This is a genomic window from Sphingomonas sp. Y38-1Y (assembly GCF_032391395.1).
In the GTDB taxonomy this organism is placed as follows: Bacteria; Pseudomonadota; Alphaproteobacteria; order Sphingomonadales; family Sphingomonadaceae; genus Sphingomonas.
Window position 1 is genome coordinate 432,269 of sequence record NZ_CP135916.1, and the last position, 23,687, is coordinate 455,955.

Annotated in this window: 19 protein-coding genes; 11 read left to right on the forward strand and 8 right to left on the reverse strand. The window is 68.5% G+C overall.

From position 1 onward, the window contains the following. Positions 1-23: 23 nt before the first annotated feature. The 4 genes from RS883_RS02005 to recF form a co-directional block, all read right to left on the reverse strand. Positions 24-425 (reverse strand): Dabb family protein, encoded by a 402-nt coding sequence (locus tag RS883_RS02005; protein ID WP_315762156.1) that lies wholly within the window; start codon positions 423-425, stop codon positions 24-26. A gap of 109 nt (positions 426-534) precedes the next feature. Next, positions 535-1,293: an OmpA family protein gene (locus RS883_RS02010; RefSeq protein WP_315762159.1), complete on the reverse strand. Its 759-nt coding sequence runs from the start codon at positions 1,291-1,293 to the stop codon at positions 535-537. A 207-nt stretch (positions 1,294-1,500) separates the two neighbouring features. Continuing rightward, positions 1,501-2,856, reverse strand: a complete 1,356-nt coding sequence (locus tag RS883_RS02015; RefSeq protein ID WP_315762161.1) for a DEAD/DEAH box helicase — start codon at positions 2,854-2,856, stop codon at positions 1,501-1,503. A 192-nt stretch (positions 2,857-3,048) separates the two neighbouring features. Further along, entirely contained in the window at positions 3,049-4,116 is a 1,068-nt protein-coding gene (recF, locus tag RS883_RS02020) for a DNA replication/repair protein RecF (protein WP_315762163.1), read from the reverse strand. A 92-nt stretch (positions 4,117-4,208) separates the two neighbouring features. Here recF and RS883_RS02025 point away from each other — a divergent pair, with 92 nt between their 5' ends. From RS883_RS02025 to RS883_RS02060, 8 genes are all read left to right on the forward strand, one after another. Further along, positions 4,209-4,556, forward strand: coding sequence for a hypothetical protein (locus tag RS883_RS02025; protein WP_315762165.1), 348 nt, complete (start codon positions 4,209-4,211; stop codon positions 4,554-4,556). 140 nt (positions 4,557-4,696) lie between these two features. Continuing rightward, positions 4,697-5,854, forward strand: coding sequence for a phosphoserine transaminase (locus RS883_RS02030; RefSeq protein ID WP_315762167.1), 1,158 nt, complete (start codon positions 4,697-4,699; stop codon positions 5,852-5,854). Between the two features lie 126 nt (positions 5,855-5,980). Further along, complete coding sequence (gene serA, locus RS883_RS02035; RefSeq protein WP_315762169.1) at positions 5,981-7,558, forward strand: phosphoglycerate dehydrogenase; 1,578 nt, start codon at positions 5,981-5,983, stop codon at positions 7,556-7,558. Positions 7,559-7,577: 19 nt separating this feature from the next. Continuing rightward, positions 7,578-8,672 (forward strand): ATP phosphoribosyltransferase regulatory subunit, encoded by a 1,095-nt coding sequence (locus tag RS883_RS02040; protein ID WP_315762171.1) that lies wholly within the window; start codon positions 7,578-7,580, stop codon positions 8,670-8,672. Beyond that, complete coding sequence (locus RS883_RS02045; protein ID WP_315762173.1) at positions 8,669-10,129, forward strand: phospholipase D-like domain-containing protein; 1,461 nt, start codon at positions 8,669-8,671, stop codon at positions 10,127-10,129. Before RS883_RS02040 ends, RS883_RS02045 begins: the two co-directional genes overlap by 4 nt. A 233-nt stretch (positions 10,130-10,362) precedes the next feature. Further along, positions 10,363-10,773, forward strand: coding sequence for a septal ring lytic transglycosylase RlpA family protein (locus tag RS883_RS02050; RefSeq protein WP_315762174.1), 411 nt, complete (start codon positions 10,363-10,365; stop codon positions 10,771-10,773). Positions 10,774-10,846: 73 nt separating this feature from the next. Continuing rightward, positions 10,847-13,522 (forward strand): phosphoenolpyruvate carboxylase, encoded by a 2,676-nt coding sequence (gene ppc, locus RS883_RS02055; protein WP_315762176.1) that lies wholly within the window; start codon positions 10,847-10,849, stop codon positions 13,520-13,522. A gap of 45 nt (positions 13,523-13,567) precedes the next feature. Continuing rightward, positions 13,568-14,494, forward strand: coding sequence for an ABC transporter ATP-binding protein (locus RS883_RS02060; protein ID WP_315762178.1), 927 nt, complete (start codon positions 13,568-13,570; stop codon positions 14,492-14,494). On the opposite strand, the gene RS883_RS02065 is transcribed toward RS883_RS02060, so the two are convergent. Further along, positions 14,491-15,051: an FMN-dependent NADH-azoreductase gene (locus tag RS883_RS02065; RefSeq protein WP_315762180.1), complete on the reverse strand. Its 561-nt coding sequence runs from the start codon at positions 15,049-15,051 to the stop codon at positions 14,491-14,493. The genes RS883_RS02060 and RS883_RS02065 overlap by 4 nt on opposite strands. An 87-nt stretch (positions 15,052-15,138) precedes the next feature. Here RS883_RS02065 and RS883_RS02070 point away from each other — a divergent pair, with 87 nt between their 5' ends. Next, the gene (locus RS883_RS02070; protein ID WP_315762182.1) at positions 15,139-15,507 is read left to right on the forward strand and encodes a helix-turn-helix domain-containing protein; all 369 of its coding nucleotides are present in this window, start codon (positions 15,139-15,141) and stop codon (positions 15,505-15,507) included. A 10-nt stretch (positions 15,508-15,517) separates the two neighbouring features. Here RS883_RS02070 and RS883_RS02075 read toward each other — a convergent pair whose 3' ends face one another. Continuing rightward, entirely contained in the window at positions 15,518-15,898 is a 381-nt protein-coding gene (locus tag RS883_RS02075; RefSeq protein ID WP_315762184.1) for a hypothetical protein, read from the reverse strand. Positions 15,899-16,030: 132 nt separating this feature from the next. Between RS883_RS02075 and nadB the strand changes: the two genes are divergently transcribed. Together nadB and RS883_RS02085 are read left to right on the forward strand one after the other, a co-directional pair. Next, the gene (gene nadB / locus RS883_RS02080) at positions 16,031-17,629 is read left to right on the forward strand and encodes an L-aspartate oxidase (protein ID WP_315762186.1); all 1,599 of its coding nucleotides are present in this window, start codon (positions 16,031-16,033) and stop codon (positions 17,627-17,629) included. 274 nt (positions 17,630-17,903) lie between these two features. Beyond that, positions 17,904-19,025: a serine hydrolase gene (locus RS883_RS02085; protein ID WP_315762188.1), complete on the forward strand. Its 1,122-nt coding sequence runs from the start codon at positions 17,904-17,906 to the stop codon at positions 19,023-19,025. Between the two features lie 11 nt (positions 19,026-19,036). Here RS883_RS02085 and RS883_RS02090 read toward each other — a convergent pair whose 3' ends face one another. Both RS883_RS02090 and polA read right to left on the reverse strand, forming a co-directional pair. After that, a complete protein-coding gene (locus tag RS883_RS02090; protein ID WP_315762190.1) occupies positions 19,037-20,566 on the reverse strand; it encodes a lipopolysaccharide biosynthesis protein in 1,530 nt (509 codons plus the stop codon). 213 nt (positions 20,567-20,779) lie between these two features. Beyond that, entirely contained in the window at positions 20,780-23,527 is a 2,748-nt protein-coding gene (gene polA, locus RS883_RS02095) for a DNA polymerase I (protein WP_315762192.1), read from the reverse strand. Between the last annotated feature and the right edge of the window lie 160 nt (positions 23,528-23,687).

Sequence of the window (23,687 nt, forward strand, 5' to 3'; positions counted from 1 at the left end):
CGACGCCCGCGGCGCCTTTTCCATCAGGGGACGGGAACGGTGTCGTACACGACGACCTTCGACCAGAGCGCGGCGTTGTCGCGCACGAACGCCAGATGGATCGGATGATCCTGATAGGTCTCCTGATCCGCGGGGCTGTCGAACGTCAGCGTCAGCGACACGTCATAGCCGCGCTGGACGACGTCGCGCGTCGTGCCGGCATGCTGGCCGATCTGATAGGTGCGGATGACGGGCGTCGCCATCAGCTTGCGAAGCGCGGCGATCAGCCTGGCGCGATCCCCGGCATTGCCGGGACGCTTGAGCGTGAAGAAGACGTGGTGGATGAAGCGGGGCTCGGCGGTGGCGGCGGCCTGCTTGGCGACCGCGGCGCCCGGGAGCATCGAGACCATCAGCGCGGCGGTACCGAGCGCGTGCAAAAGCTTCATCAAATCAGACCCTTTTCCGTTCATCCTCGTCGCGCATCCAAGCGCAATGCGGCGGGAAAGGGAAGCGGCGAGTGCCGCCCCGCACGGGGGCGGCACCCGGATGCTCGGATCAGCGCGCGGCAAACTCGCTCGCGCGGCGGCCGAGCAACGTCACCTCGACACGGCGGTTCTGGCGCATGCCCTGCGGCGTCGCGTTGCTGGCGACGGGCTGGCGCTCGCCATAGCCCTGAACGCTGAAGCGCGCGCGGGTCACGCCCATCTCGTCAAAGGCGGCGCGAACCGCATCGGCGCGGCGGAGCGACAGGCCCTGGTTGTGTGCGTCAGTGCCGCGCGAGTCGGTGTGGCCGTCGATCGCGACACGGACACCGGGATTGCCACGGAGGTAATCGGCCAGCGGCTCCAAGCGGCGGATCGCGCCGGGACGCAGCACCGCACTGTCGGTCGCGAACAGCACTTCCTCGGACAGCGACATCATCGCGCCGCGCGGCGTCTGGCGAAAGCCATAGCCCTGCATCGCCGCGCGGTCCCAACGGCCCGGCCGCTCACGGACGAGAGCGACGTCGCGAGCTTCCCAGTCGAAGCGATCGCGGCGTGCGCCGGCGAGAATCTCGAACGCGGCATTGGCCTCACGCGCCTCGACCGGCTGGATGCGGCCGTCGCGGTTGCGATCAAAGTTGCGCATGACGAAGGCGCGGCCGCGATTGGAGCGGCGAAGCTGGGGATAGAGCGCCGGTACGCCCGCGCCGACCAGCCGGATCATCGGCGCGCCCGCACGGCCGCCGGCCCAGTCCCAGTTCTGCGCCGCCGCCGGCGTCGCCGCGGTCGCGGCCAGAATGGCGAGGAGAGTGAGGTTACGCTGGATACCCATGTTCAAGCCTTTCGGTGCTGCCCCGCTACCGGGCGGGCACTACGAACGGCGGCTTGAACCGATGCTGGCCGGTCCGGTTATAGGCGGTTCAGCAACGAAAAAGCGGGACCCCGGATCAAGTCCGGGGTGACGAAGAGAGCAAAGCGTGAGCTTGCCATCCTCGTCACCCCGGGCTCGACCGGAGTCCCGCTTCTTACTTCTCAGACTTCAACCCTGAGCGCGGGCGCCGCCACCGCGGTTGCCGCCGGGGCGGCCACCCGGGCGACCGTCGCGGCGCGGACCGCCGGGGCGGCCATGACCGCGACCCTCGCCCGCGGGCTTGGCCGAGTGCGTCGCGCGCGGACGGCGCGGGCCCTGCTCCTGGCGCGGGCGCTCGGGGCGCTCGGCCGGGATCGGGCCGACGCGGCTCGACTTGATGCGATGGCTCTCGGCCTCGAAATTGTCGGGCAGCGGCACGACGCTGATGCTCTGGCGCGTCAGCTTCTCGATCTGGCGAAGATAGCCCTTCTCCTCGGCATCGCAGAAGGCGAACGCCACGCCCGTCTTGCCCGCCCGCGCGGTGCGGCCGATGCGATGGACATATTGCTCGGCCACGTTGGGCAGCTCGAAGTTGAGCACATGGCTGACGTCCGACACGTCGATGCCGCGCGCGGCGATGTCGGTCGCGACCAGGATCTTGACCTTGCCCGCGCGGAAATCGGCCAGCGCCTTCTCCCGCTGCGGCTGCGACTTGTTGCCGTGGATCGCGTGGCTGACGATGCCGTTCGAGCCCAGCAGCTTCACGACGCGGTCGGCACCATGCTTGGTGCGCGTGAACACGATCGCGCGTTCGACCTCGTTGCGCTGGAAGAACAGCGTCAAGAGCGCCTGCTTCTCGGCCTGGTTGACGTGCGTGACATACTGCTCGACGCGCTCGGCGGTCGAGCTCACCGGAGCGACGCGCACCTCGACCGGGTCGGTCAGGAACTTGTCGGCCAGCTCCTTGATCGTCTTCGGCATGGTGGCCGAGAAGAACAGCGACTGGCGATCGACCGGCAGCATCGCGACGATCTTGCGAAGCGTATGGATGAAGCCGAGGTCGAGCATCTGGTCCGCCTCGTCCAGGACGAGGATCTCCAGATCGGCCAGGCTCATGCAGCGCTGCTCGATCAGGTCCATCAGCCGGCCCGGCGTGGCGACCAGGATGTCGACGCCCGCGGCGGTGTCGCGGCGGTTGCGGCCGATCGGCACGCCGCCGAACACGGTCGCGACGGTCAGCTTGGTGAACTTGGCATAGTCGCGTGCCGAATCGGCGATCTGGCTGGCGAGCTCCCGCGTCGGCGCGAGCACCAGCATGCGGCAGCGCATCGGCTTGCGGCGGATGTTCGCCTTCACCAGCCGGTCGATCGACGGCAGCATGAACGCCGCGGTCTTGCCGGTGCCGGTCTGCGCGATGCCGAGCAGGTCGTTGCCGTCGAGCAGCGCCGGGATCGACTGCTGCTGAATGGGGGTGGGGGTGTCGTAATTCTTCTGCGCGAGCGCATCGAGCACGGGCCGCGAGAGGCCGAGCGACGAAAAGGACATGGAAAACTCGTATCTTGGCGCGTCGGGCACGACAAAAGGCGCACGACGGGCGGGGTCGTTGAGGCGCCCCGCGTGACATGGGATGCTGGCTAGGCGACGCGAGCCTGGCGGGATTGTTCACCCTCGCCGATCACGCTGCTTCGGTTGAAAGCGTCGCTGCACTGCGGCAAATGGGCCGGAACAACGAAAAAGTCAAGCCGGGCTGAGTTGCCCCGCGGCGACATGCAGCCGCGTCGCCTCCTGCCCGAGTTCGGCGAACAGCGCGTCTTCGGTCCCGGTCATCCATACCTGCCCCTTGCCCGCAAGCCGATCGAACAGCGCGGCGCGGCGGATGGGGTCGAGATGCGCGGCCACCTCATCCAGCAGCAGCACCGGCGGGTGCGGCATCGTCGCGGCGACGAGATCGGCGTGCGCGAGCACGATGCCAAGCAGTAGCGCCTTCTGCTCGCCAGTCGAACACAGCGCCGCCGCCTGCGCCTTGTCACGATGCGCGACGGCGAGGTCGGCGCGGTGCGGGCCGACCAATGTCCGTCCTGCCGCGGCATCGCGCCCGCGGCCTTGCGCCAGCTCGCGCACCAGTCCGTCGCGATCGCCCGCCCAGCCTTCAAGCGCGAGCGACGGGCGTGCGAAAGGGCCTTCGCTGGCGGACTCGAGAATCGCCGACAGCGCCGCCACGGTCCGCCGCCGCGCCGCGTCAATCGCCGCGCCATGCTCGCCCATCCGCGCCTCGAGCGCGACGAGCCATTGCGGATCGGTGGGCGCATCGTCGGCGAGCAGCCGGTTGCGCTCGCGCATCGCGGTTTCGTAGCGCGTCGCGTGGGCGGCGTGACCGGGCTCCAGCGCCAGCGTCAGCCGATCGAGGAACCGCCGCCGCTCGCTCGCCGGTTCGGCGAATAGCCGGTCCATCGCGGGCGTCAGCCACAGCACCGCCAGCCATTCGGCGAGCGCGGTGGCGGGCGCGCCGGCGCCGTTGATCCGCACGATCCGCCGCTCGGGCGCGCGCGGCTCGACGCCGGTGCCGAGCACCGCATCGCCGATCAGCGTCGCGGCGACGCCGAAGCCGCCGGGCCCGCCCTGCCGCGCCATCGCCGGAAAGGTCGCGCGGCGCAGGCCGCGACCGGGGGCGAGCAGCGACACCGCCTCCAGCACGTTGGTCTTGCCCGCGCCATTCTCCCCCGTCAGCGCGACGAAGCCCGGCCCCGGCTCGATCACCGCGTCGGCATGGTTGCGAAAGTCGCTGAGCGCGAGACGGACGAGCATTGGAGCGGCTTAGGAGCGGGAGCGACCGGCGCGCAACCTTCGCTTCATCGCGGCGTTGCCCCGGGCCATAGACTTTGATCGAGGTGAGTAAGATGAAGCTCCGCCCCGCTTTCGCGCTGCTGCCGCTGGCGCTTGCCGCTGCGGCCTGTGCGCCCCAGTCGCCGCAGGAGCAGCAGGCCGACCAGATCCGCGACCAGGCCGATGCGCAAGGCGACGCGATCGAGGCCGCCGCCGCCAACCAGGCGGCACAGATGGAAGAGCAGGCCGCGACGCTGACCAACCAGGCGGGCACGTCGCAGGGCTATGACTCGCAGCGCATCAACGTGCGTGCCGACGCGCTGCGCAAGGAAGCTGAACTGGTCAAGGATCAGGCACAGGCCCGCGCCAAGGCCGTCCGCGACCAGGGCGAGGCGCAGGCGAGCGCGGTGCTGGCGAAGTAACTCTCTCGCGCCCCTCCCCAGGGGGGAGGGGCTATACATATCCCCAACAATCCAATTGACTCCCCCGCCGCCGCCGCTAGTGCCGCCGGCGGGCCACGCGGTCCCAACGCCGCGCGTGCTCTCTGCGAGGAGAGACTGACATGACTGACCTGCCTGCCGCCAACGCCACCCTTGCGTCCGCAAAACCCGCCGAAAAGCCGGCGCGCCCCCATTTCTCCAGCGGTCCCTGCGCCAAGCCGCCCGGCTGGTCCGCCGACAAGCTCGACACGCGCGTGCTCGGCCGCTCCCACCGCTCGAAGCTCGGCAAGAGCCGCCTCCAGTACGCGATCGACCTGACGCGCGAGATCCTGGGCGTGCCCGACACGCACCGCATCGCGATCGTTCCCGCCAGCGACACCGGCGCGGTCGAGATGGCGATGTGGTCGCTGCTCGGCGCGCGTCCGGTCACGTTGCTCGCCTGGGAAAGCTTCGGCGAGGGCTGGGTCACCGACGCGGTCAAGCAGCTCAAGATCGAGCCGACCGTGATGAAGGCGCCCTATGGCGAGATCGTCGACCTGACGACGGTCGACCAGAGCCACGACGTCATCTTCACCTGGAACGGCACCACGAGCGGCGTTCGGGTGCCCAGTGGCGAGTGGATCCGCGACGACCGCGAAGGGCTGTCCTTCGCCGACGCGACCTCGGCCGTGTTCGCGATGGACATGCCCTGGGACAAGCTCGATGTGACCACCTTCTCCTGGCAGAAGGTAATGGGCGGCGAGGGCGGCCACGGTATCCTGATCCTGGGGCCGCGCGCGGTTGAGCGGCTCGAAAGCTACACCCCCGCCTGGCCGCTGCCCAAGATCTTCCGCATGACCAAGGGCGGAAAGCTGATCGAGGGCCTGTTCAAGGGCGAGACGATCAACACGCCGTCGATGCTCGCGGTCGAGGATTACATCTTCGCGCTCGAATGGGCGCAGGGCATCGGCGGGCTCAATGCGCTGATCGGCCGCTCGACCGCCAATGCGACCGCGCTCGGCCGCATCGTCGACGAGCGCGACTGGCTCGGGCATCTGGCGGCCGATCCGGCGACGCGGTCGAACACCAGCGTCTGCCTGACCGTCGAGGGCGCGGACGAGGCGTTCATCAAGAAGATGGCGTCGCTCCTCGAAGCCGAAGGCGCCGCTTATGACGTCGCCGGCTATCGCGACGCGCCGGCGGGGCTGCGCATCTGGTGCGGCGCGACGGTCGACACCGCCGATGTCGAGGCGCTCGGCCCCTGGCTCGACTGGGCCTACGCCCAGGCGAAGGCTTCCTAAAGCCCTCTCCCCTTCAGGGGAGAGGGTTGGGAGAGGGGCATGTCGCTCCGTCTCCGCCCGCTCCCCGACTTCCCCTCTCCCCAGCCCTCTCCCCTGAAGGGGAGAGGGAGATATGGAGCCTGAACCATGCCCAAGGTCCTGATTTCCGACAAGATGTCCCCCCTGGCCGCCCAGATCTTCCGCGAGCGCGGGGTCGAGGTGGACGAGATCACCGGCAAGACGCCCGACGAGCTGAAGGCGATGATCGGCGAGTATGACGGTCTCGCCATCCGCTCCTCGACCAAGGTGACGAAGGAGATCCTCGACGCCGCGACGAACCTGAAGGTCATCGGCCGCGCCGGCATCGGCGTCGACAATGTCGACATCCCCGCCGCCAGCGCCGCGGGCGTTGTTGTCATGAACACGCCGTTCGGTAACTCGATCACCACCGCCGAGCACGCGATCGCGCTGATGTTTGCGCTCGCCCGCCAACTTCCCGAAGCGAATGCGCAGACGCAGGCGGGAACGTGGCCGAAGAACGGCTTCATGGGCGTCGAGGTGACCGGCAAGACGCTCGGCCTGATCGGCGCGGGCAATATCGGTTCGATCGTCGCCGACCGCGCGCTCGGTCTCAAGATGAAGGTCGTCGCCTACGACCCGTTCCTCTCGCCCGACCGCGCGCTGGAGCTCGGCATCGAGAAGGTCGAGCTCGACCAGCTGCTCGCCCGCGCCGACTTCATCACGCTGCACACGCCGCTCACCGACCAGACCCGCAACATCCTCTCGGCCGAGAACTTGGCCAAGACCAAGAAGGGCGTGCGCATCGTCAACTGCGCGCGCGGCGGCCTGATCGACGAGGCGGCGCTCAAGGAACTGCTCGACAGCGGCCACATCGCCGGTGCCGCGCTCGACGTGTTCGTGACCGAGCCTGCGAAGGAGCATCCGCTGTTCGGCACGCCGAACTTCGTCGCGACGCCGCATCTGGGCGCCTCGACCAACGAGGCGCAGGTCAACGTCGCGCTTCAGGTCGCCGAGCAGATGGCCGACTATCTCGTCTCGGGCGGCGTCACCAACGCGCTCAACATGCCGAGCCTCTCGGCCGAAGAAGCGCCGCGCATCCGTCCGTACATGGCGCTCGCCGAGCGTCTCGGCAGCCTGGTCGGCCAGCTCAGCCGCGATGCCGCGCCGCGCATCTCGATCCACACCGAGGGTGCCGCGGCCGAGCTCAACCCCAAGCCGATCGTCTCGGCGGTTCTCGCGGGTTACCTCCGCGTCCACTCCGACACGGTGAACATGGTCAACGCGCCCTTTCTCGCGCGCGAGCGCGGGATCGAGGTGCGTGAAGTCCGGACCGAGCGCGAGGGCGATTACCACACCCTCGTCCGCGTCTCGGTCAAGACCGAGGCGGGCGAGCGGTCGGTCGCGGGCACGCTGTTCGGCAACGAGGCGCCGCGCGTGGTCGAGCTGTTCGGCATCAAGGTCGAGGCCGATCTTGCCGGCCACATGCTCTATGTCGTCAACGAGGATGCGCCCGGCTTCATCGGCCGCATCGGCACGACGCTGGGCGAGGCGGGGGTCAACATCGGCACCTTCCATCTCGGTCGCCGCGCGGCCGGCGGCGAGGCGGTGCTGCTGCTCTCCGTCGACGAGCCCGTCACCCCCGATCTGATCGCCAAGGTCCGCGCGCTCCCGGGCGTCAAGACGGTGATGGCGCTCAAGTTCTGATGCGGTTAGGAGGCCGGCCATGACCGGCCTCCTGCCCGAAGGGTTTCACGACCGCCTGCCGCCCTTTGCCGACGCTGCCGCGCGGCTGGAGCGGCGGGTGCTCGCTACCGCGTTCCTGCATGGTTACGAGCAGGTCGACCCGCCGCTGGTCGAGTTCGAAGCGGCGCTCAGGCGACGCCTGAAGGCGGGCGGCGCACGCGATTCGGTCCGGTTCGTCGATCCCGTGTCGCAGGCGACGCTGGCGGTTCGGCCCGACATCACCGCACAGGTCGGCCGGATCGCCGCCACGCGCATGGGTCATCATCCGCGGCCCGTGCGCCTCTCCTATGCCGGCGCGGTCGTGCGCCTGCGCGGCGGTCAGCTTCGACCCGAGCGCGCGGCGCGCCAGATCGGCTGCGAGCTGATCGGCCGCGACACCGTCGCTGCCGCGCGCGAGATCGTCGGCGTCGCGGTCGAGGCGGTGCAGGCGGCGGGGCTGGTCGGCCTGTCGATCGACTTCACGCTGCCCGACCTCCTCACCGAACTCGCCCGCGATTTCGCCCCCGATCGGCTGGCGGCGCTGCGCGAGGCGCTGGACGGAAAGGATGCCGCCGGCGTCGCGGCGATCGATTCCGACTTCCTGCCGCTGATCGAGGCCGCGGGGCCGTTCGCGCCCGCACTCGCCCGACTGCGGGGAAGCGCACATGGCGCCGCGCTCGCAAGCCGGCTCGACGGGCTGGAGGCGATCGCCGCGTCGGTGCCGGACGGCGTCGCGCTGACGCTCGACCCCACCGAGCGGCACGGGTTCGAGTACCAGAGCTGGCTCGGCTTCTCGCTGTTCCAGGTCGGCGTGCCGGTCGAGGTGGGTCGCGGCGGCACCTATGCGATCGTCCATGACGATGGCGCTGAGGAAGCCGCGGTCGGCTTCTCGATCTATGCCGATGCGATCTTGGACGCCGGCCTCGCGCCGGTCGAGCGCCGCCGGCTGTTCGTGCCCGTCGATGCCGATGCCGCCCAAGCGGCGGCGCTGCGCGGCCAGGGCTGGGTCACGGTCGCCGCGCTCGAGGACGGCGACACGCCGCAAGCCCAGCTCTGCACCCACGTCCTGACGTCCGAGGGACCCAGACCCATATGACCCTCGCCGAGCATGGCTGGCGCACCGACCGGGCGAACCGGGCGGCGCTGATCGTCGATGCCGCCGACTATTACGCCCATGCCCGCCGCGCGATGATGCAGGCGCGCGAGCGGATCATGCTGATCGGCTGGGACTTCGACACGCGCATCATCCTCGACCGGACCAACCCTCGCGACGGTGCGCCGACCGAGCTGGGGCCGTTCCTGACCTGGCTGGCCGACACCAAGCCTGACCTGTGCATCAACATCCTCACCTGGGACGTGGCGGCAGTGAAGCTGCTTGGCCGAGGCACCACCGCGCTCAGGCTGCTGCGCTGGATGGCGCGGCCGAACATCACCTTCCTGCCCGACAATGCGCACCCGTTCGCGGCCAGCCATCACCAGAAGATCGTCGTCATCGACGACAGCTTCGCGTTCTGCGGCGGGATCGACATGACCGCCTCGCGATGGGACACGCGCGAGCATCTGGACGATGACGAGCGGCGGCGGCGGCCGTTCACCGGCCGGCGCTACATGCCGTGGCACGACGCCTCGATGGCGGTCGACGGCGACGTGGCGAAGGCGCTGGGCGACCTGGCGCGCCTGCGTTGGACGATCGCGGGCGGCGACGACCTGCCGGAGCCCGAGCCGGGGAACGATCCCTGGCCCGACGCGCTCGATCCGCAGTTTCGCGACGTCGACATCACCATCGCCCGCACGCGCGGGCTGATCGACGATGTCGAGGAAGTGCGAGAGATCGAGGCGATGTTCGTCGCGATGATCGCGGGCGTGAAGCGCCACGCCTATATCGAGACGCAGTATTTCGCCTCGCGCGTGATCGCGGAGGCGATCGTCAAGCGGCTGGACGAGCCCGACGGTCCCGAGTTCGTGATCGTCAATCCGATGGTCGCCGATGGCTGGCTGGAGGAAGAGGTGATGGGCGCCGCGCGTGCCGAACTGGTCGAGGCGCTCCGCCAGCATCCCAACCATCACCGCGCGCGCATCTATACGCCCATCACCCATCGCGGCGCCGACATCTATGTCCATGCCAAGATCATGGTCGCCGACGAGGACGTGCTGCGCGTCGGCTCGGCGAACATGAACAACCGCTCGATGGGCCTGGACAGCGAATGCGACCTGGTGATCGAGGCGGACGGTGATGAGCGGCGGGCAGTGATCGCGGGCATCCGCGATGACCTCCTCGCCGAGCATCTGGGCGTGACCGCTGCGGTCGTTGCCGAAACGCTCGCGCAGACGGGTTCGCTGGTCGAGACGGTGGAGCGGCTGCGCGGGTCGGGCCGCACGCTTCGCCCCTTCGATCCGCCTGAGAAGGGCGATCTCCAGCGCGACATCGCGCGCAGCCAGGCGCTCGATCCCGAACATCCGGAGCAGGCGTTCGAGCCCGCGCATCACGGTGGGCTGGTCGCCGGAATCAAGCGACGGGTGCGAAAGGCGAAGCGTCGGCGGCACGCGCGCTGACCACAAAGCCCTCCGCTCGTCCTGAGCTTGTCGAAGGACATGTCCAAGTCGCATCGCTCGCGACACGTGCTTCGACAGGCTCAGCACGATCGGTCTGGGGGGGGCGAACGCTCGTTTCCGCCCGCCGGTTCGATTCCAGCGGCGAAACGAGCCGTTCGTTCAGGAAGTCATCGAAGCGTCATGCTACCCAACACTCGCCCGCCTGGCGTCGCGGGTACTGTGGGGGACTGCCTGTGCCGCTGAAACACTCGATCGTCGTGCTCGGTTCCGGGCTCGCGCTGTTCGCCGCCACGCCCGCCTGGGCCGAGGACGCATCAGCCGCAGCCGAAACGCATTCGGTGATCGAGAAGGTGGGCGAAGGGCTCGCCAGTTTCTTCGGCCGCGAGATCGCCGGCGCCCGCACCGCGAGCGGCGAGAAGTGCGATCCCGAAACGCTGACCGCCGCGCACAAGACGCTTCCGTTCGGCAGCCTCGTCCGCGTGACCGACGCGCTGACCGGCAACAGCGTCATCGTCCGCATCAACGACCGCGGCCCCTTCTCGGGCAAGCGCGTGATCGACCTGTCCAAGGCCGCCGCCCGCGAACTCGGCATCCTTGGCCGCGGCACCGCTCGGGTCGCGATGAGCCTCGTCGCCCGCAACTGAATTGCCGCGGCAGGCGCTGTCGCATTCGTATTGATGCGTTGACCCATTGGGCGCTGCGGTGCAGCAAGGCGCCATGGCCACGCTCCCCCCGATCGCCAACAATCCCGACATTCGCCTGCTCGGCCGCATGCTCGGTGACGTCATCCGCGCTTATGGCGGGGAGGCGCTGTTCAAGCGGATCGAGTATATTCGCGCGACTTCCGTCGACCGCCATCGCGGTGTCGCCGGCGCCGACGCGATCGATCCCGGCCTCGATCGCCTGACGCTGAACGAGACGCTCGATTTCGTCCGCGGGTTCATGCTGTTCTCGATGCTCGCCAACCTCGCCGAGGATCGGCAGGGGATTGCGCGGGAGGAGGGCGCCGACGTCGAGCATGCGCTCGCCAAACTCGGCGAGCACGGCATCGACAAGGCCAAGGTGCTCGCGCTGATGGACGGCGCGCTGATCGTCCCCGTCCTGACGGCACATCCGACCGAAGTGCGGCGCAAGTCGATGATCGACCACCGCAACCGCATCGCCGAGCTGATGGCGATGAAGGACCGTGGCCTGGACGAGACCGAGGATGGCGACAGCATTGAGGAGGCGCTGCTGCGCCAGGTCGCGCTTCTGTGGCAGACGCGCGTGCTCCGCCGCGAGCGGCTGTTCGTCGCCGACGAGGTCGAGACCGCGCTCAGCTATCTGCGCGACGTGTTCCTGCCGGCGATCCCGGCGCTCTATGCCAAGTGGGACCGCGCCTTGGGGCAGCGCTGCCCCGGCTTCCTGCGCGCGGGCAGCTGGATCGGCGGGGACCGCGACGGCAACCCCTATGTCACCGCCGAATCGCTGGAGCGCGCGCTCGCGCGGGCGGCGGAGACGGCGCTGATCCACTATATGGACGGTGTCCATGCGCTGGGTGCCGAGCTGTCGATCTCGACCGAGATCGTTGCGGTCAACGGCGACGTTGCACGGCTGGCCGAGGCGAGCGGCGACAATGCCGCCAGTCGTGCCGACGAACCCTATCGCCGCGCGCTGTCGGGCATCTATGCGCGCCTGGCCGCCACGCACCGCGAACTGGTCGGCAAGCCTGCGCCGCGCCCTGGCGCGCTTGCCGGCGAACCCTATCCCGGTCCTGCCGAGCTGCGTGACGACCTGGCCGGCATCGCCCGCGGGCTGACGAGGTCGGGCGAGGGCGCGCTCGCGACCGGCGGCGCGCTCGGCCGGCTGATCCGCGCGGTCGAGGTGTTCGGCTTCCACCTCGCGACGCTCGACTTGCGCCAGAACTCGGCGGTCCACGAGCGGGTGGTGGCCGAGCTACTCAAGGCCGCCAGGGTCGAGGACGATTATGCCGCGTTGGACGAGGACGCGCGCGTCGCGCTGCTCCGTCGCGAGCTCGCCAGCCCGCGTCCGCTCGCCAGCCCCTATGCCAGCTATTCGGAGGAAACCGCCGGCGAGCTCGCGATCGTCCACGCCGCTGCGGCGGCGCACGCGCGCTATGGCCGGCAGTGTATCACCCAGTACGTCATCTCGATGGCGCAGTCGGTCAGCGACCTGCTCGAAGTGCATCTGATGCTCAAGGAAGCGGGGCTGTGGCTGCCCGGGGATCCGCCCCAAGCGCACATCATGGTCGTGCCGCTGTTCGAGACCGTCGCCGATCTGGAAGCGGGCGCCGACATCATGCGCGACTATCTGGCGCTGCCGGAGATCGCCGCGGTCGCGACCGCGCGCGGGCATCAGGAAGTGATGATCGGCTATTCGGATTCGAACAAGGATGGCGGCTATCTGACCTCGACCTGGCAATTGTCGCGCGGGTCGGCGGCGCTGGCGCCGGTGTTCGAGGCGGCGGGCGTCGGCATGCAGCTGTTCCACGGTCGCGGCGGATCGGTCGGACGCGGTGGCGGTTCGTCCTTCTCGGCGATCCAGGCGCAGCCGCCCGGCACCGTCCAGGGCCGCATCCGCATCACCGAGCAGGGCGAAGTGATCGCCGCCAAATACGGCACGCGTGCGAGCGCGATGGCCAATCTGGAGGCGGTGACGTCGGCGACTCTGCTCGCCAGCCTGGAGCCCGAGCGGCTGTCGGCGGACGATGCCGCCCGCTTCACTGCGGCGATGGACGAGCTGTCGACGACCGCGTTCAAGGCGTATCGTGACCTCGTCTACGGCACCGACGGCTTCCGCCAGTTCTTTCGCCAGATGACGCCGATCGCCGAGATCTCCGGGCTCAAGATCGGCTCACGCCCGGCTAGCCGCAAGAAATCCGACGCGATCGAGGATCTGCGCGCGATCCCCTGGGTGTTCAGCTGGGCACAGGCGCGGGTGATGCTGCCCGGCTGGTACGGGGTCGGCGCGGCGTTCGAGGCGTTCGGCGACAAGGGCCTGCTGCGCGAGATGGCGTCGGCCTGGCCGTTCTTCTCGGCGATGCTCGCCAACATGGAGATGGTGCTCGCCAAGTCCGACATGGGCATCGCCGCGCGCTACGCGCAGCTTGTCGAGGACGACGGCGCGCGCGAGACGATCTTCGGCCGGATCAAGGATGGCTGGCAGGCGACGCACGACGGCCTGCTGACCATCACCCGCCAGACGCGGCTGCTCGAGAAGAGTCCGGTGCTCGAAACCTCGATCCGGCTGCGCACGCCCTATATCGAGCCGCTCAACCTCCTCCAGATCGAACTCCTCAAGCGCCACCGGGCGGGCGAGGACGATCCGCGCATCGGCGAAGGCATCCTCCTGTCGATCAACGCGATCGCGACCGCGCTCCGCAACAGCGGGTGACGAGAAGTGTTTCTTTGATGCGGTAGAGCGACTACCTCACCCCGCATGACCGAAGCCGCCATCTCGATCCGCGATCTGTGCAAGACCTATTCGGGCGGCAAGCGCGCGCTCGACGGGGTGAGCTTCGACGTGCCGCGCGGGCAGGTGTTCGGGCTGCTCGGGCCCAATGGTGCGGGCAAGTCGACGCTCATCAACATTCTGGCGGGCCTCGTGAACAAGACGAGCGGCAGCGCCTCGATCTGGGGCTTCGACATCGACGCGCACCCGCGCAACGCCAAGGCGTCGATCGGCATCGTCAATCAGGAAATCACCTTCGACCCCTTCTTCACCCCCCTGGAGACGCTGGAAAACCAGGCCGGCTTCTATGGCGTGCCGAGAGCCAAGCGCCGCAGCATGGACCTGCTCCGCGCGATGGGGCTGGAGGACAAGGCGGGCGCCTATTCGCGGACGCTGTCGGGGGGCATGAAGCGGCGACTGATGGTGGCCAAGGCGATGGTGCATTCGCCCCCCGTCATCGTCCTCGACGAGCCGACCGCGGGCGTCGATATCGAGCTTCGCCGCCAGCTCTGGGACTATGTCCGCGGCCTCAATGCGCGCGGGGTGACGGTGGTGCTGACGACGCACTATCTGGAAGAGGCCGAGGAGCTGTGCGACCGCATCGCCATCATCAATCATGGCCGCGTGATCGCCAACGAGCCGACGCGCGCGCTGATCGGCATGGCGCAGGAAAAGCAGGTCGTCGTCACCCTCGATCGCGACATCGGCGAGGCGCCGACCAATATCTGCTTCGAGAAGGTCGAGGCGGTGGGCGAGCGCAGCCTCGCCATAACCTATCGCAAGGATCGCGCGAATGCGGGCGAGGTGCTCGCCGCGGTGACGCGCGACGGCTATGGCATCGTCGACGTGACGACGCGGGAAGCCGATCTGGAAGACGTCTTCCTCAACCTGACCCGCGCCGCCAACGCCGCCTAGGTCGCGAGCGCCTCGACCTGCGCCGACGCCGCCGCGAGCGCGGCAGCGCGCGGCTCGTCACCCAGCTTCAGCCCCTCGGCCACGATAAATTCGGGCCGGGTGACGCCGATGAAGCCGAGCAGCACGCGCATCAGCGTTTCGGCATGTTCATAGGGGGCGTAGGGCGAACCCTCGGCATAGACGCCGCCGCGGGCGACCGCGACGATCACGCGCTTGTCCGGAACGAGGCCAACCGGACCCTCGGCGCCATATTGGAACGTGCGTCCCGCGACGATGACGTGGTCGAACCACGCCTTGAGCTGGCTGGGGATGGTGAAGTTGTAGAGCGGGGCGCCGATCACGACCGTGTCGGCGGCGAGGAACTCGGCGAGCAGTTCGTTGTCGCCCGCCATGACCGTGTCGAGCGTCAGGTGCGGCGTCGGCGCTTCGATCAGATCGCGGTGCCGATAGTCGGCATTGGGATGCCCGCGGCGCAGGCGATCGGCGATCGCGGCGGAAAGCTGTCGGCTCGCGGAGGCGTCGCCTTGGATGCTGGAATCGATGTGGAGGATGTTCATGACGGGTCCGATCTGGTTTTGTGGCCCGCACCAGCTATGTTTCGGACGATCGGCGGCCAAGAACGCATATTTTCAGGACTAGGTCACATGAATCTGCCTGCTCATCCCGGCATCAATTCGGACTGCCGCCGTGTCGCCGCCATCGCCGGCGCCGTCGGTGACAAGTGGATGATGCCGGTCGTCGGCGTGCTCGGCGCCGGGCCGCGCCGCTTCAACGACATTCGCCGGACGGTCGGCGGCATCTCGCAGCAGATGCTGACGCGTACGCTCCGGTCGCTGGAACGCGACGGGATGGTGACGCGTACCGTCCATCCCACGGTCCCGCCACAGGTCGAGTACGCGCTGTCGCCGCTCGGTGTTTCGCTGGCGGAGCGGATGCACGGGCTCGGCGCCTGGGCGCACCAGCATCTGGAAGAGATCGAGGACCACCGCGCCCGCTTCGATTGCGCGGATTGATCGAGCAGATCTAGCCGGGCCTGACTGCCGACGCGGGTTCGATCCCCGACACGACCCATGCCAGGCCTTCCTCGCGCGAGCCGACGATCCGCGCATAATCCTGCGTGAACAGCCGGCGGATCTGCATCCGTGCCAGCGAGCTGCCGGTGACGAGCGCGATCGCGCGCGCCTTGGGCATGGGCCCCATCGACCGCTGCATCTCCGCGATCGTCGACTGCGACTGAATGGGGCAGTCGCTGACGTCGATCAGCATCGCATAGCTGCTCAAGCGGTTGGCGACGAAGGCAGCGCGCAACGCGGCGATATACTCATCGACTTCCTCGACGCTCAGCATCCCGCCGAGCGTCAGTTCGACGACGCCGCGCGCCGCATCGACCTTGATCTCGTACATGCAAGATTCCTCTTCGCTGACGAGGCCTTACCAGCCGAGTGTTGCCAATCGGTTGGCGCGCGCGGCGCCGCCACGCTTGCGCGTTCGCCGTCGGCGCGCCAACGATGCGGCGAGGCAATTGTGACAGGCAGCATGAGCGATCCCCATCCCACTGACGTGCTCGTCATCGGCTCCGGCGCCGCTGGCCTCACTGCCGCGCTCAACCTTGCCGACCGGTTCCGCGTCACCGTGCTCGCCAAGGGCCGGCTGGACGAGGGATCGACCGCCTGGGCGCAGGGCGGCATCGCCGCGGTGCTGGAGCCCGGCGACACCTTCGACAACCATGTCGAGGATACGATGGTCGCGGGCGCCGGCCTGAACGATCGCGACGTCGTCGAGTTCGTCGTCGAGCGCGCACCCGCCGCGATCGAGCGGCTGGCCGAGCTCGGCGTGCCGTTCAACTTGGCCGAGGATGGCGGCGAAGGCTGGCACCTGACCCGAGAGGGTGGGCACAGCCATCGTCGGATCGTCCATGTCGACGACGCGACGGGCTGGGCCGTGCAGGTGGCGCTGCTGCGCGCCGCGGAGGCACACCCCAACATCACGCTCGTCCCCGACATGGTCGCGGTCGACCTGGCAACCAGCCGGCATGAGCTTCGCTATTCGGGCGCGGGCAATGTCTGGGGCGTCTATGCCTATAACCGCACAACCGCGCAGGTGGAGCTTTACACCGCGCGCGCAACGGTGCTTGCGACCGGCGGGGCGGGGCGGACCTATCTGTTCTCGACCGCGCCGCGCGGCGCGACCGGCGACGGTATCGCGATGGCGTGGCGGGCGGGTGCGCGCGTCTCCAACATGGAATTCATGCAGTTCCACCCGACCTGCCTCTACAATCTGGAGGTCAAGAACTTCCTGATCACCGAGGCGGTGCGCGGCGAGGGTGGGCGGCTCATCAACCCCGTCACGGGCAAGCGCTTCATGCCCTATTACGACGCCGACCGGCTGGAGCTGGCGCCGCGCGACGTGGTGGCGCGTGCGATCGATGCGGAGATCAAGCGGTTCGGCCTCGATTACGTCCATCTCGACATCAGCCATCGCGGGCCCGATTTCGTGAAGGCGCATTTCCCGACGATCCACGCCAAGCTGCTGGGGCTCGGCATTGACATGACCACCGGGCCGATCCCGGTAGTGCCGGCGCAGCACTATACGTGCGGCGGGGTCGTCGTGGACCGGGATGGGCGCACCGACCTGCCCGGCCTCTACGCCGCGGGCGAGGTAAGCCAGTCGGGGCTGCACGGCGCCAATCGGCTCGCCTCCAATTCGCTCCTAGAATGCTTCGTCTATGGCGAGGCGGCGGCGGCGCACATCGCGGCACAATGGGACGGCCTGCCGCCGCCCCCGCCGATCCGCGCCTGGGACGAGAGCCGCGTCACCGACAGCGACGAGGAAGTCGTCATCAAGCAGAACTGGACCGAAATCCGGCGCTTCATGTGGAACTATGTCGGCATCGTCCGCACCACCAAGCGGCTGGAGCGTGCCGCGCACCGCATCAAGATGATGCAGGAAGAGGTCGCCGACTATTACGGCCATTTTCGCGTCACCCCCGACCTGATCGAGCTGCGCAACCTGCTCCAGTCGGCCGAATTGATCGTGCGATCCGCGCTCCACCGCAAGGAGAGCCGCGGGCTGCACTACACGCTCGACTACCCCAGGACGGTGGAGCCGCCGCAGGACACGGTGCTGATCCCCTAGAAACGCTCGTACCTCCACTCCGTTCGTCCTGAGCCTGTCGAAGGACGTGTCAAAGAGCGATGCACCCGCGGCACGTGCTTCGACAGGCTCAGCACGAACGAGAATGCGAGCATCAACAAGGCCGCCAAAAACGCCTGAAATGCGTACACGTTCGGGCGTTGTTCACGATCCGTCGTTCAGATAGACAGGTTCGTCGCAGTCGCCCCTTAGGTGGCTTGCCCCGGTCGGGGGGGCTGCGTCATGGTTTCGCCCAACCGGGGGCTGACGGATCGACATGGTTTTATCGCGATTTTCGGTGCTTGAGCGCGCGTTGACGCTGGGCGGGCTGGCGCCGCTGGCGCTGATCGGCGCTGCACCCCAGCAGCAGGACGGCCGCATCACCGAGCTCCTGCCACCGGGCTATGTCCATGGCAGTGCGCCGCCGCAGTCGCAGGTGGTGATCCCCGCGCCGACGCCGCTCGTCACCGACATCAACAGCCTGGTCGGCGGCTTCGGCGGCAAGGTCGGCGTGGCGGTCAAGAGCATCGATGCCGGCTGGATGGTCGCCAAGAACGGCGACGTGCCGATGCCGCAGCAATCGGTCAGCAAGCTGTGGGTGACGCTGACCGCGCTCGACCAGATCGACCAGGGGCGCATCAGCCTCGACGATCCGCTGACGATCACGCAGAGCGACCTGACGCTGTTCCACCAGCCGATCGCCTCCTTGCTCAAGAACGGCGTCTATCAGACGACGGTGCGCGAGCTGATCCGACGCGCGATGACGATGAGCGACAACACCGCCAATGACCGGCTGTTGCGGCATGTCGGCGGACCGACGGCGGTCAACGCGTTCATCACGCGCCACTCGCTGGGCGCGATCAAGTTCGGGCCGGGCGAGCGGCTGCTGCAAAGCCGTACCGCGGGCCTTGCCTGGAAGCAGGATTACGCGATGGGCCGCGCGTTCCAGGCGGCGCGCGCCAAGCTGCCGCCGAACGTGCGCCAGGCGGCGTTCAACTCCTATGTCGCCAACCCGATCGACGGGGCGGCCGCCGCATCGATCGCCAACGCGCTGACCAAGCTTCGCCGGGGCGAGCTCTTGTCGCCCGCGTCGACCAGCTACCTCATCGGCGTGATGGAAAGCTCGCGCACCGGTCACGCGCGGCTGCGCGCGAGCGTGCCGCCGGGCTGGCGGCTGGCGCACAAGACCGGCACGGGCCAGGATCTGATGGGACGGACCGCTGGCTTCAACGATGTCGGTATCCTGACCGCGCCCGATGGCCGCGCCTATGCCGTGGCGGTGATGATCGGCGAGACGTCGCGTCCCACACAGGACCGGCAGAAGCTGATGCAGAACGTCGTCGCGCGGGTCGTCGCCTATCACGACAGCGAGGCGCCGCAGCGGCTGATGGCGGAGTAAGCGCCGGCGACCTAGATCGGTCGTTCCGGCGCGATCTCGGCCACGGGTGTCCGCTCGAACAGTGCGCGATCCTCGCGCTTGAATGCCCAGCGCCAGATGATGAAGCCATAGACGAGCAGCATCACCGGGATGCCGATCGTCAGCTCCGCCCATTCGAGCTCGGGCGGCAACTGGACGAACGCCCATCCGACCACGCTAGTCGCGAGCACCGCCCAGACCCACGGCCAGCGCCATGACGAAACGGGCGCGCCGAGCAGCCGGGCGAGCAGCAGCGACTTCAGGATCGAGCCCAGCCCCAGCGACAGCGCCAGCGCGACCGCCGGCATCGCCGCGGCCCAGCCCTGAGGCCAGCCGAGCGATCGCGCGAGGAACAGGAGGGCAAAGGTGAGCGCGAGCTGGATGCCGATGATCGCGATCGACAGCATCAGGTTGCGGTGCCGCGCGACATAGACCAGTCCCGCCTCTGCCACCGCGCCGTTGGCCGCGAGCACCTCGGCGAGCAGCAGGAAGCAGAGCGCGCCCGCACCCGCGACGAACTCCGGGCCGACCACCCCCATCACGCCCTCGGCCGGGATACCACCGATCAGCGCCAGCGCCGCTTGCGCCGCCATAATCCAGAAGCCGACCTGCCGGATCTGCGCCGCCACCGCCGTCCGGTCGTTCTCGGCGAGGCGATGGGTGATGACGGGGCCGAGCACGGGGTCGAAGCTGGTCTTCAGCTTCTGCGGCAAGGAGGCGACCTGCTGCGCCATATAATAGATGCCGACCGCCGCGGGCGGGAAGACGAGGCCCAGGATGAAGCGGTCGACGTTGCGCGTCCCCCATTCGATCGCGTCGGCACCGGCGAGCGGCGCGTTGGCTCTGGCAAGCGCGAACATCGGCGTCAGGTGCGGCCGCCAGCCGCTCGGCACGCCATAGCTGCGCACGAACGGCACGATGCTGGCGGCGAGCGCCGCCGCCATCGACAACACATAGGCGATGATGAGCCCGTCGCGCGACGAGACATAGGAGAGCAGCCACGCGGCGATGCTGATCGTCCAGGGCTCGATCACCGCGCGCGCCGTCACTGCCGCCTTGACGTTGTGGCGATAGGCGAGCGCGGCGAGCGAGATGTCCGAGCAGGCGACGGCGAACACCACCATCGGCAGCAGCCGCTCCAGCCCGATCACCGCGCTGTTGGGGTACATGATCTCGGGAAAGACGAAGAGCACCGCACTGGCGATCAGCGACAGGATCAGCGCGACTGCGAGCGCGTCCCACACGACATGCGCATGCGGCCGGTCGGTCGAGGCGAGCGCCTGCGCGAGGCCGCGCTTGAGGCCCAGGGTCGCGAGCAAGGCCGCCAGCTCGACCACCAGCACTGCGATGGCGAAGCGCCCGACGATCTCCGGCCCATAGACTCGCCCGGCGATGAACAGGAACGGGAGCCGCGCGGCGAGCCGCAGCGCGAAGCCGATGATGTTGGTCCGCCCACCCTTGGCCAGCGCCGCGATATCGTCTTCGGCCGCGTCGGGCGGGATGGGGGCGGCGGGCGCGGTCACGGCCGCCCGCCTCTAGGCGAAAGCGCAGCGCCGCCAAAGCCCTGTGCGGCGATTGCGCACCGGCTGAGGCAATCGCGCAACGGTGGCGTGAAAGGCCTGCTCACAAATACGACCCGTCACCCCGGACCTGATCCGGGGTCCCGCTTTCTTCTGGTTTTCCGGGACAGGAAAGAAGAAGCGGGATCCCGGCTCGAGGCCGGGATGACGGATGCGCTAGTGCGCCGCGCCCCAGCTTGGGCCGACGCCGATCTCAACCCCCAAGGGCACCGTCAGTTGGACCAGCGGCTCGGCGGCGGTCGCCATCACGCGTTCGATCACCGGCTTCGCCGCTTCAACATCGCCCTCGGGCAGCTCGAAGACGAGTTCGTCATGGACCTGCATCAGCATGCGCACGTTCGGCAGCGCCGCCTCGGCGAGCGCCGGCCCCATCCGCGCCATCGCCCGCTTGATGATGTCGGCGCAGGTGCCCTGGATCGGTGCGTTGATCGCGGCGCGCTCGGCCCCCTGCCGCTCGTGCTGCACCTTCGACGCGATCCGAGGGAAGTGGGTCTTGCGCCCGAACAGCGTTTCCGTGAACCCGTTGGCGCGAACGAACTCGGTCGTCGCCACGATATAGTTGCTGATGCCGGGGAAGCGCTCGAAATAGCGGTCGATCATCCCCTGCGCCTCGTCCGCCGACACGTCCAGGCGCCCGGCGAGGCCCCAGCGGCTGATGCCGTAGAGAATCGCGAAGTTGATCGTCTTCGCCCGTCCGCGGGTGTCGCGGTTGACCTCGCCGAACAGCTGCTGCGCGGTCATGCTGTGAATGTCGTCCCCCCGCGCGAACGCATCGCGCAGCTGCGGCACGTCGGCGATGTGCGCGGCGAGCCGCAGCTCGATCTGCGAATAGTCGGCGGCCAGGATGACGTTGCCGGGCTCCGCCACGAACGCGTCGCGGATCTGGCGACCCGTCTCCGTCCGGATCGGGATGTTCTGTAGATTGGGATCGGTCGAGGACAGCCGTCCCGTCTGCGCGCCGGTCAGCGAATAGCTCGTATGGACGCGGCCGGTTGCCGGGTTGATCTGTTCCTGCAACGCGTCGGTGTAGGTCGACTTGAGCTTCGACAGCTGGCGCCAGTCGAGCACCTTGCGCGCGATCGGCACGCCGTCCGCAGCCAGCCGCTCCATCTCGTTGACGTCGGTCGAATAGACGCCCGACTTGCCCTTGCGCCCGCCCTTCAACCCCATCCGGTCGAACAACACGTCGCCCAGTTGCTTGGGGCTACCGATCGTGAAGGGGCCGCCGGCGAGCTCGTGGATCTCGGTCTCCAGCGCCGCCATCTGGCCGGAAAATTCCTCGGACAGCCGCGCGAGCGTCGCCGCGTCGACCTTGACCCCCGCCATCTCCATCTCGGCGATGACGCGGACCAGCGGACGGTCGACGCGCTCATAGACGGTGGTCGCACGCTCATAGGGGAGCCGCGGCTTGAACCGGCGCCACAGCCGGAGCGTCACGTCGGCATCCTCCGCCGCGTAGCGCGTGGCAGCCTTCAGATCGACTTCGTGGAAGCCGAGCTGCTTCTTGCCGGTGCCGACCACGTCCTTGTACGCGATGCACGAGTGCGACAGGTGCGTCGCCGCCAGCTCGTCCATGCCGTGACCGTGGAGCCCGGCGTCGAGGTCGAAGCTCATGACGATGGTGTCGTCATACGGCGCGACGCGGATGCCGGCGCGGGCGAGCATGATGTAATCGTATTTGAGGTTGTGACCGATCTTCAGGACGCTTTCGTCCTCCAGCAGCGGCTTCAATCGCTCGATCACCAGCTCGCGGGGCAGCTGCACCGGCTTTTCGGCGAACATGTCGCTGCCGCCATGCGCGATGGGCACATAGCAGGCGAGATTGGGGTGGAGCGCGATGCTAATGCCGACCAGCTCGGCGCGCATCGGATCGGTTCCCGTCGTCTCGGTATCGATCGCCATCCAGCCCTGATGCCGCGCGGCGAGGATCCAGCGGTCGAGCGCGGCTTCGTCGACGACGGTCTCGTACCCGTCATGGTTGCACGGCGGGTCGGCATCCTCCGGCACCGGTGCGGTCGGGGTCGCGACGGGGGCATCCGCCACGGCCGACAGCTTGGCGAGCAGCGAGCGAAAACCGTGATGGTCGAGGAACGCGCGTAAGGGGGCGTCGGGGATGCCCTGCATCTCCAGCGCGTCGAGCGGATCGGGCAGCGGCACGTCGCACGACAGCGCGACCAGCTTGCGCGACAACCTCGCCATGTCGGCATGCTCGATCAGATTGTCGCGCAGCTTGCCCTTCTTCATGCCCTCGGCCGCGGCGAGCACGCCTTCCAGGTCGCCATGCTCCAGGATCAGCTTGGCCGCGGTCTTCGGCCCGACACCGGGCACGCCCGGCACATTGTCGACGCTGTCACCCATCAGCGCGAGCACGTCGCCCAGCTTGTCCGGCCCGACGCCGAACTTCTCGACGACATGGCTCGAGCCCAGGCGCCGGTTGTTCATCGTATCGTAGAGGTCGAGGCTGCCGTCCTCGACCAGCTGCATCAGGTCCTTGTCCGAGCTGACGATCGTCACCTGCCAGCCCTGCGCCAAGGCAGCCTTGGCGTAGCTCGCGATCAGGTCGTCGGCTTCCCAGCCTTCCTCCTCGATGCAGGGAAGACTGAACGCGCGCGTCGCGTCGCGGATCATCGGGAATTGCGGGACGAGGTCCTCGGGCGGCGGCGGGCGGTGCGCCTTGTACTGGTCGTACATGTCGTTGCGGAACGTCTTGGACGACTTGTCGAGGATGACCGCCATGTGAGTCGGGCCATCCGCCTTGTGCAGCTCGTCGGCGAGCTTCCACAGCATGGTCGTATACCCATAGACCGCGCCCACCGGCTCCCCATGCTTGTTGGTGAGCGGCGGCAGGCGATGATAGGCGCGGAAGATGTAACCCGACCCGTCGACGAGATAGAGATGCGGCATACGGGTGGAGATAGCAGCGGTCGCGGGGGATTGCGACGGGGGCGCGCCACTGCGCTCGCTTCGGGCGAGCGCCGCCTTTTCAACGTTCGTCCTGAGCTTGTCGACGGACGTGTCCCGGACGGCACCGCTCGCGGCACGTGCTTCGACAAGCTCAGCACAA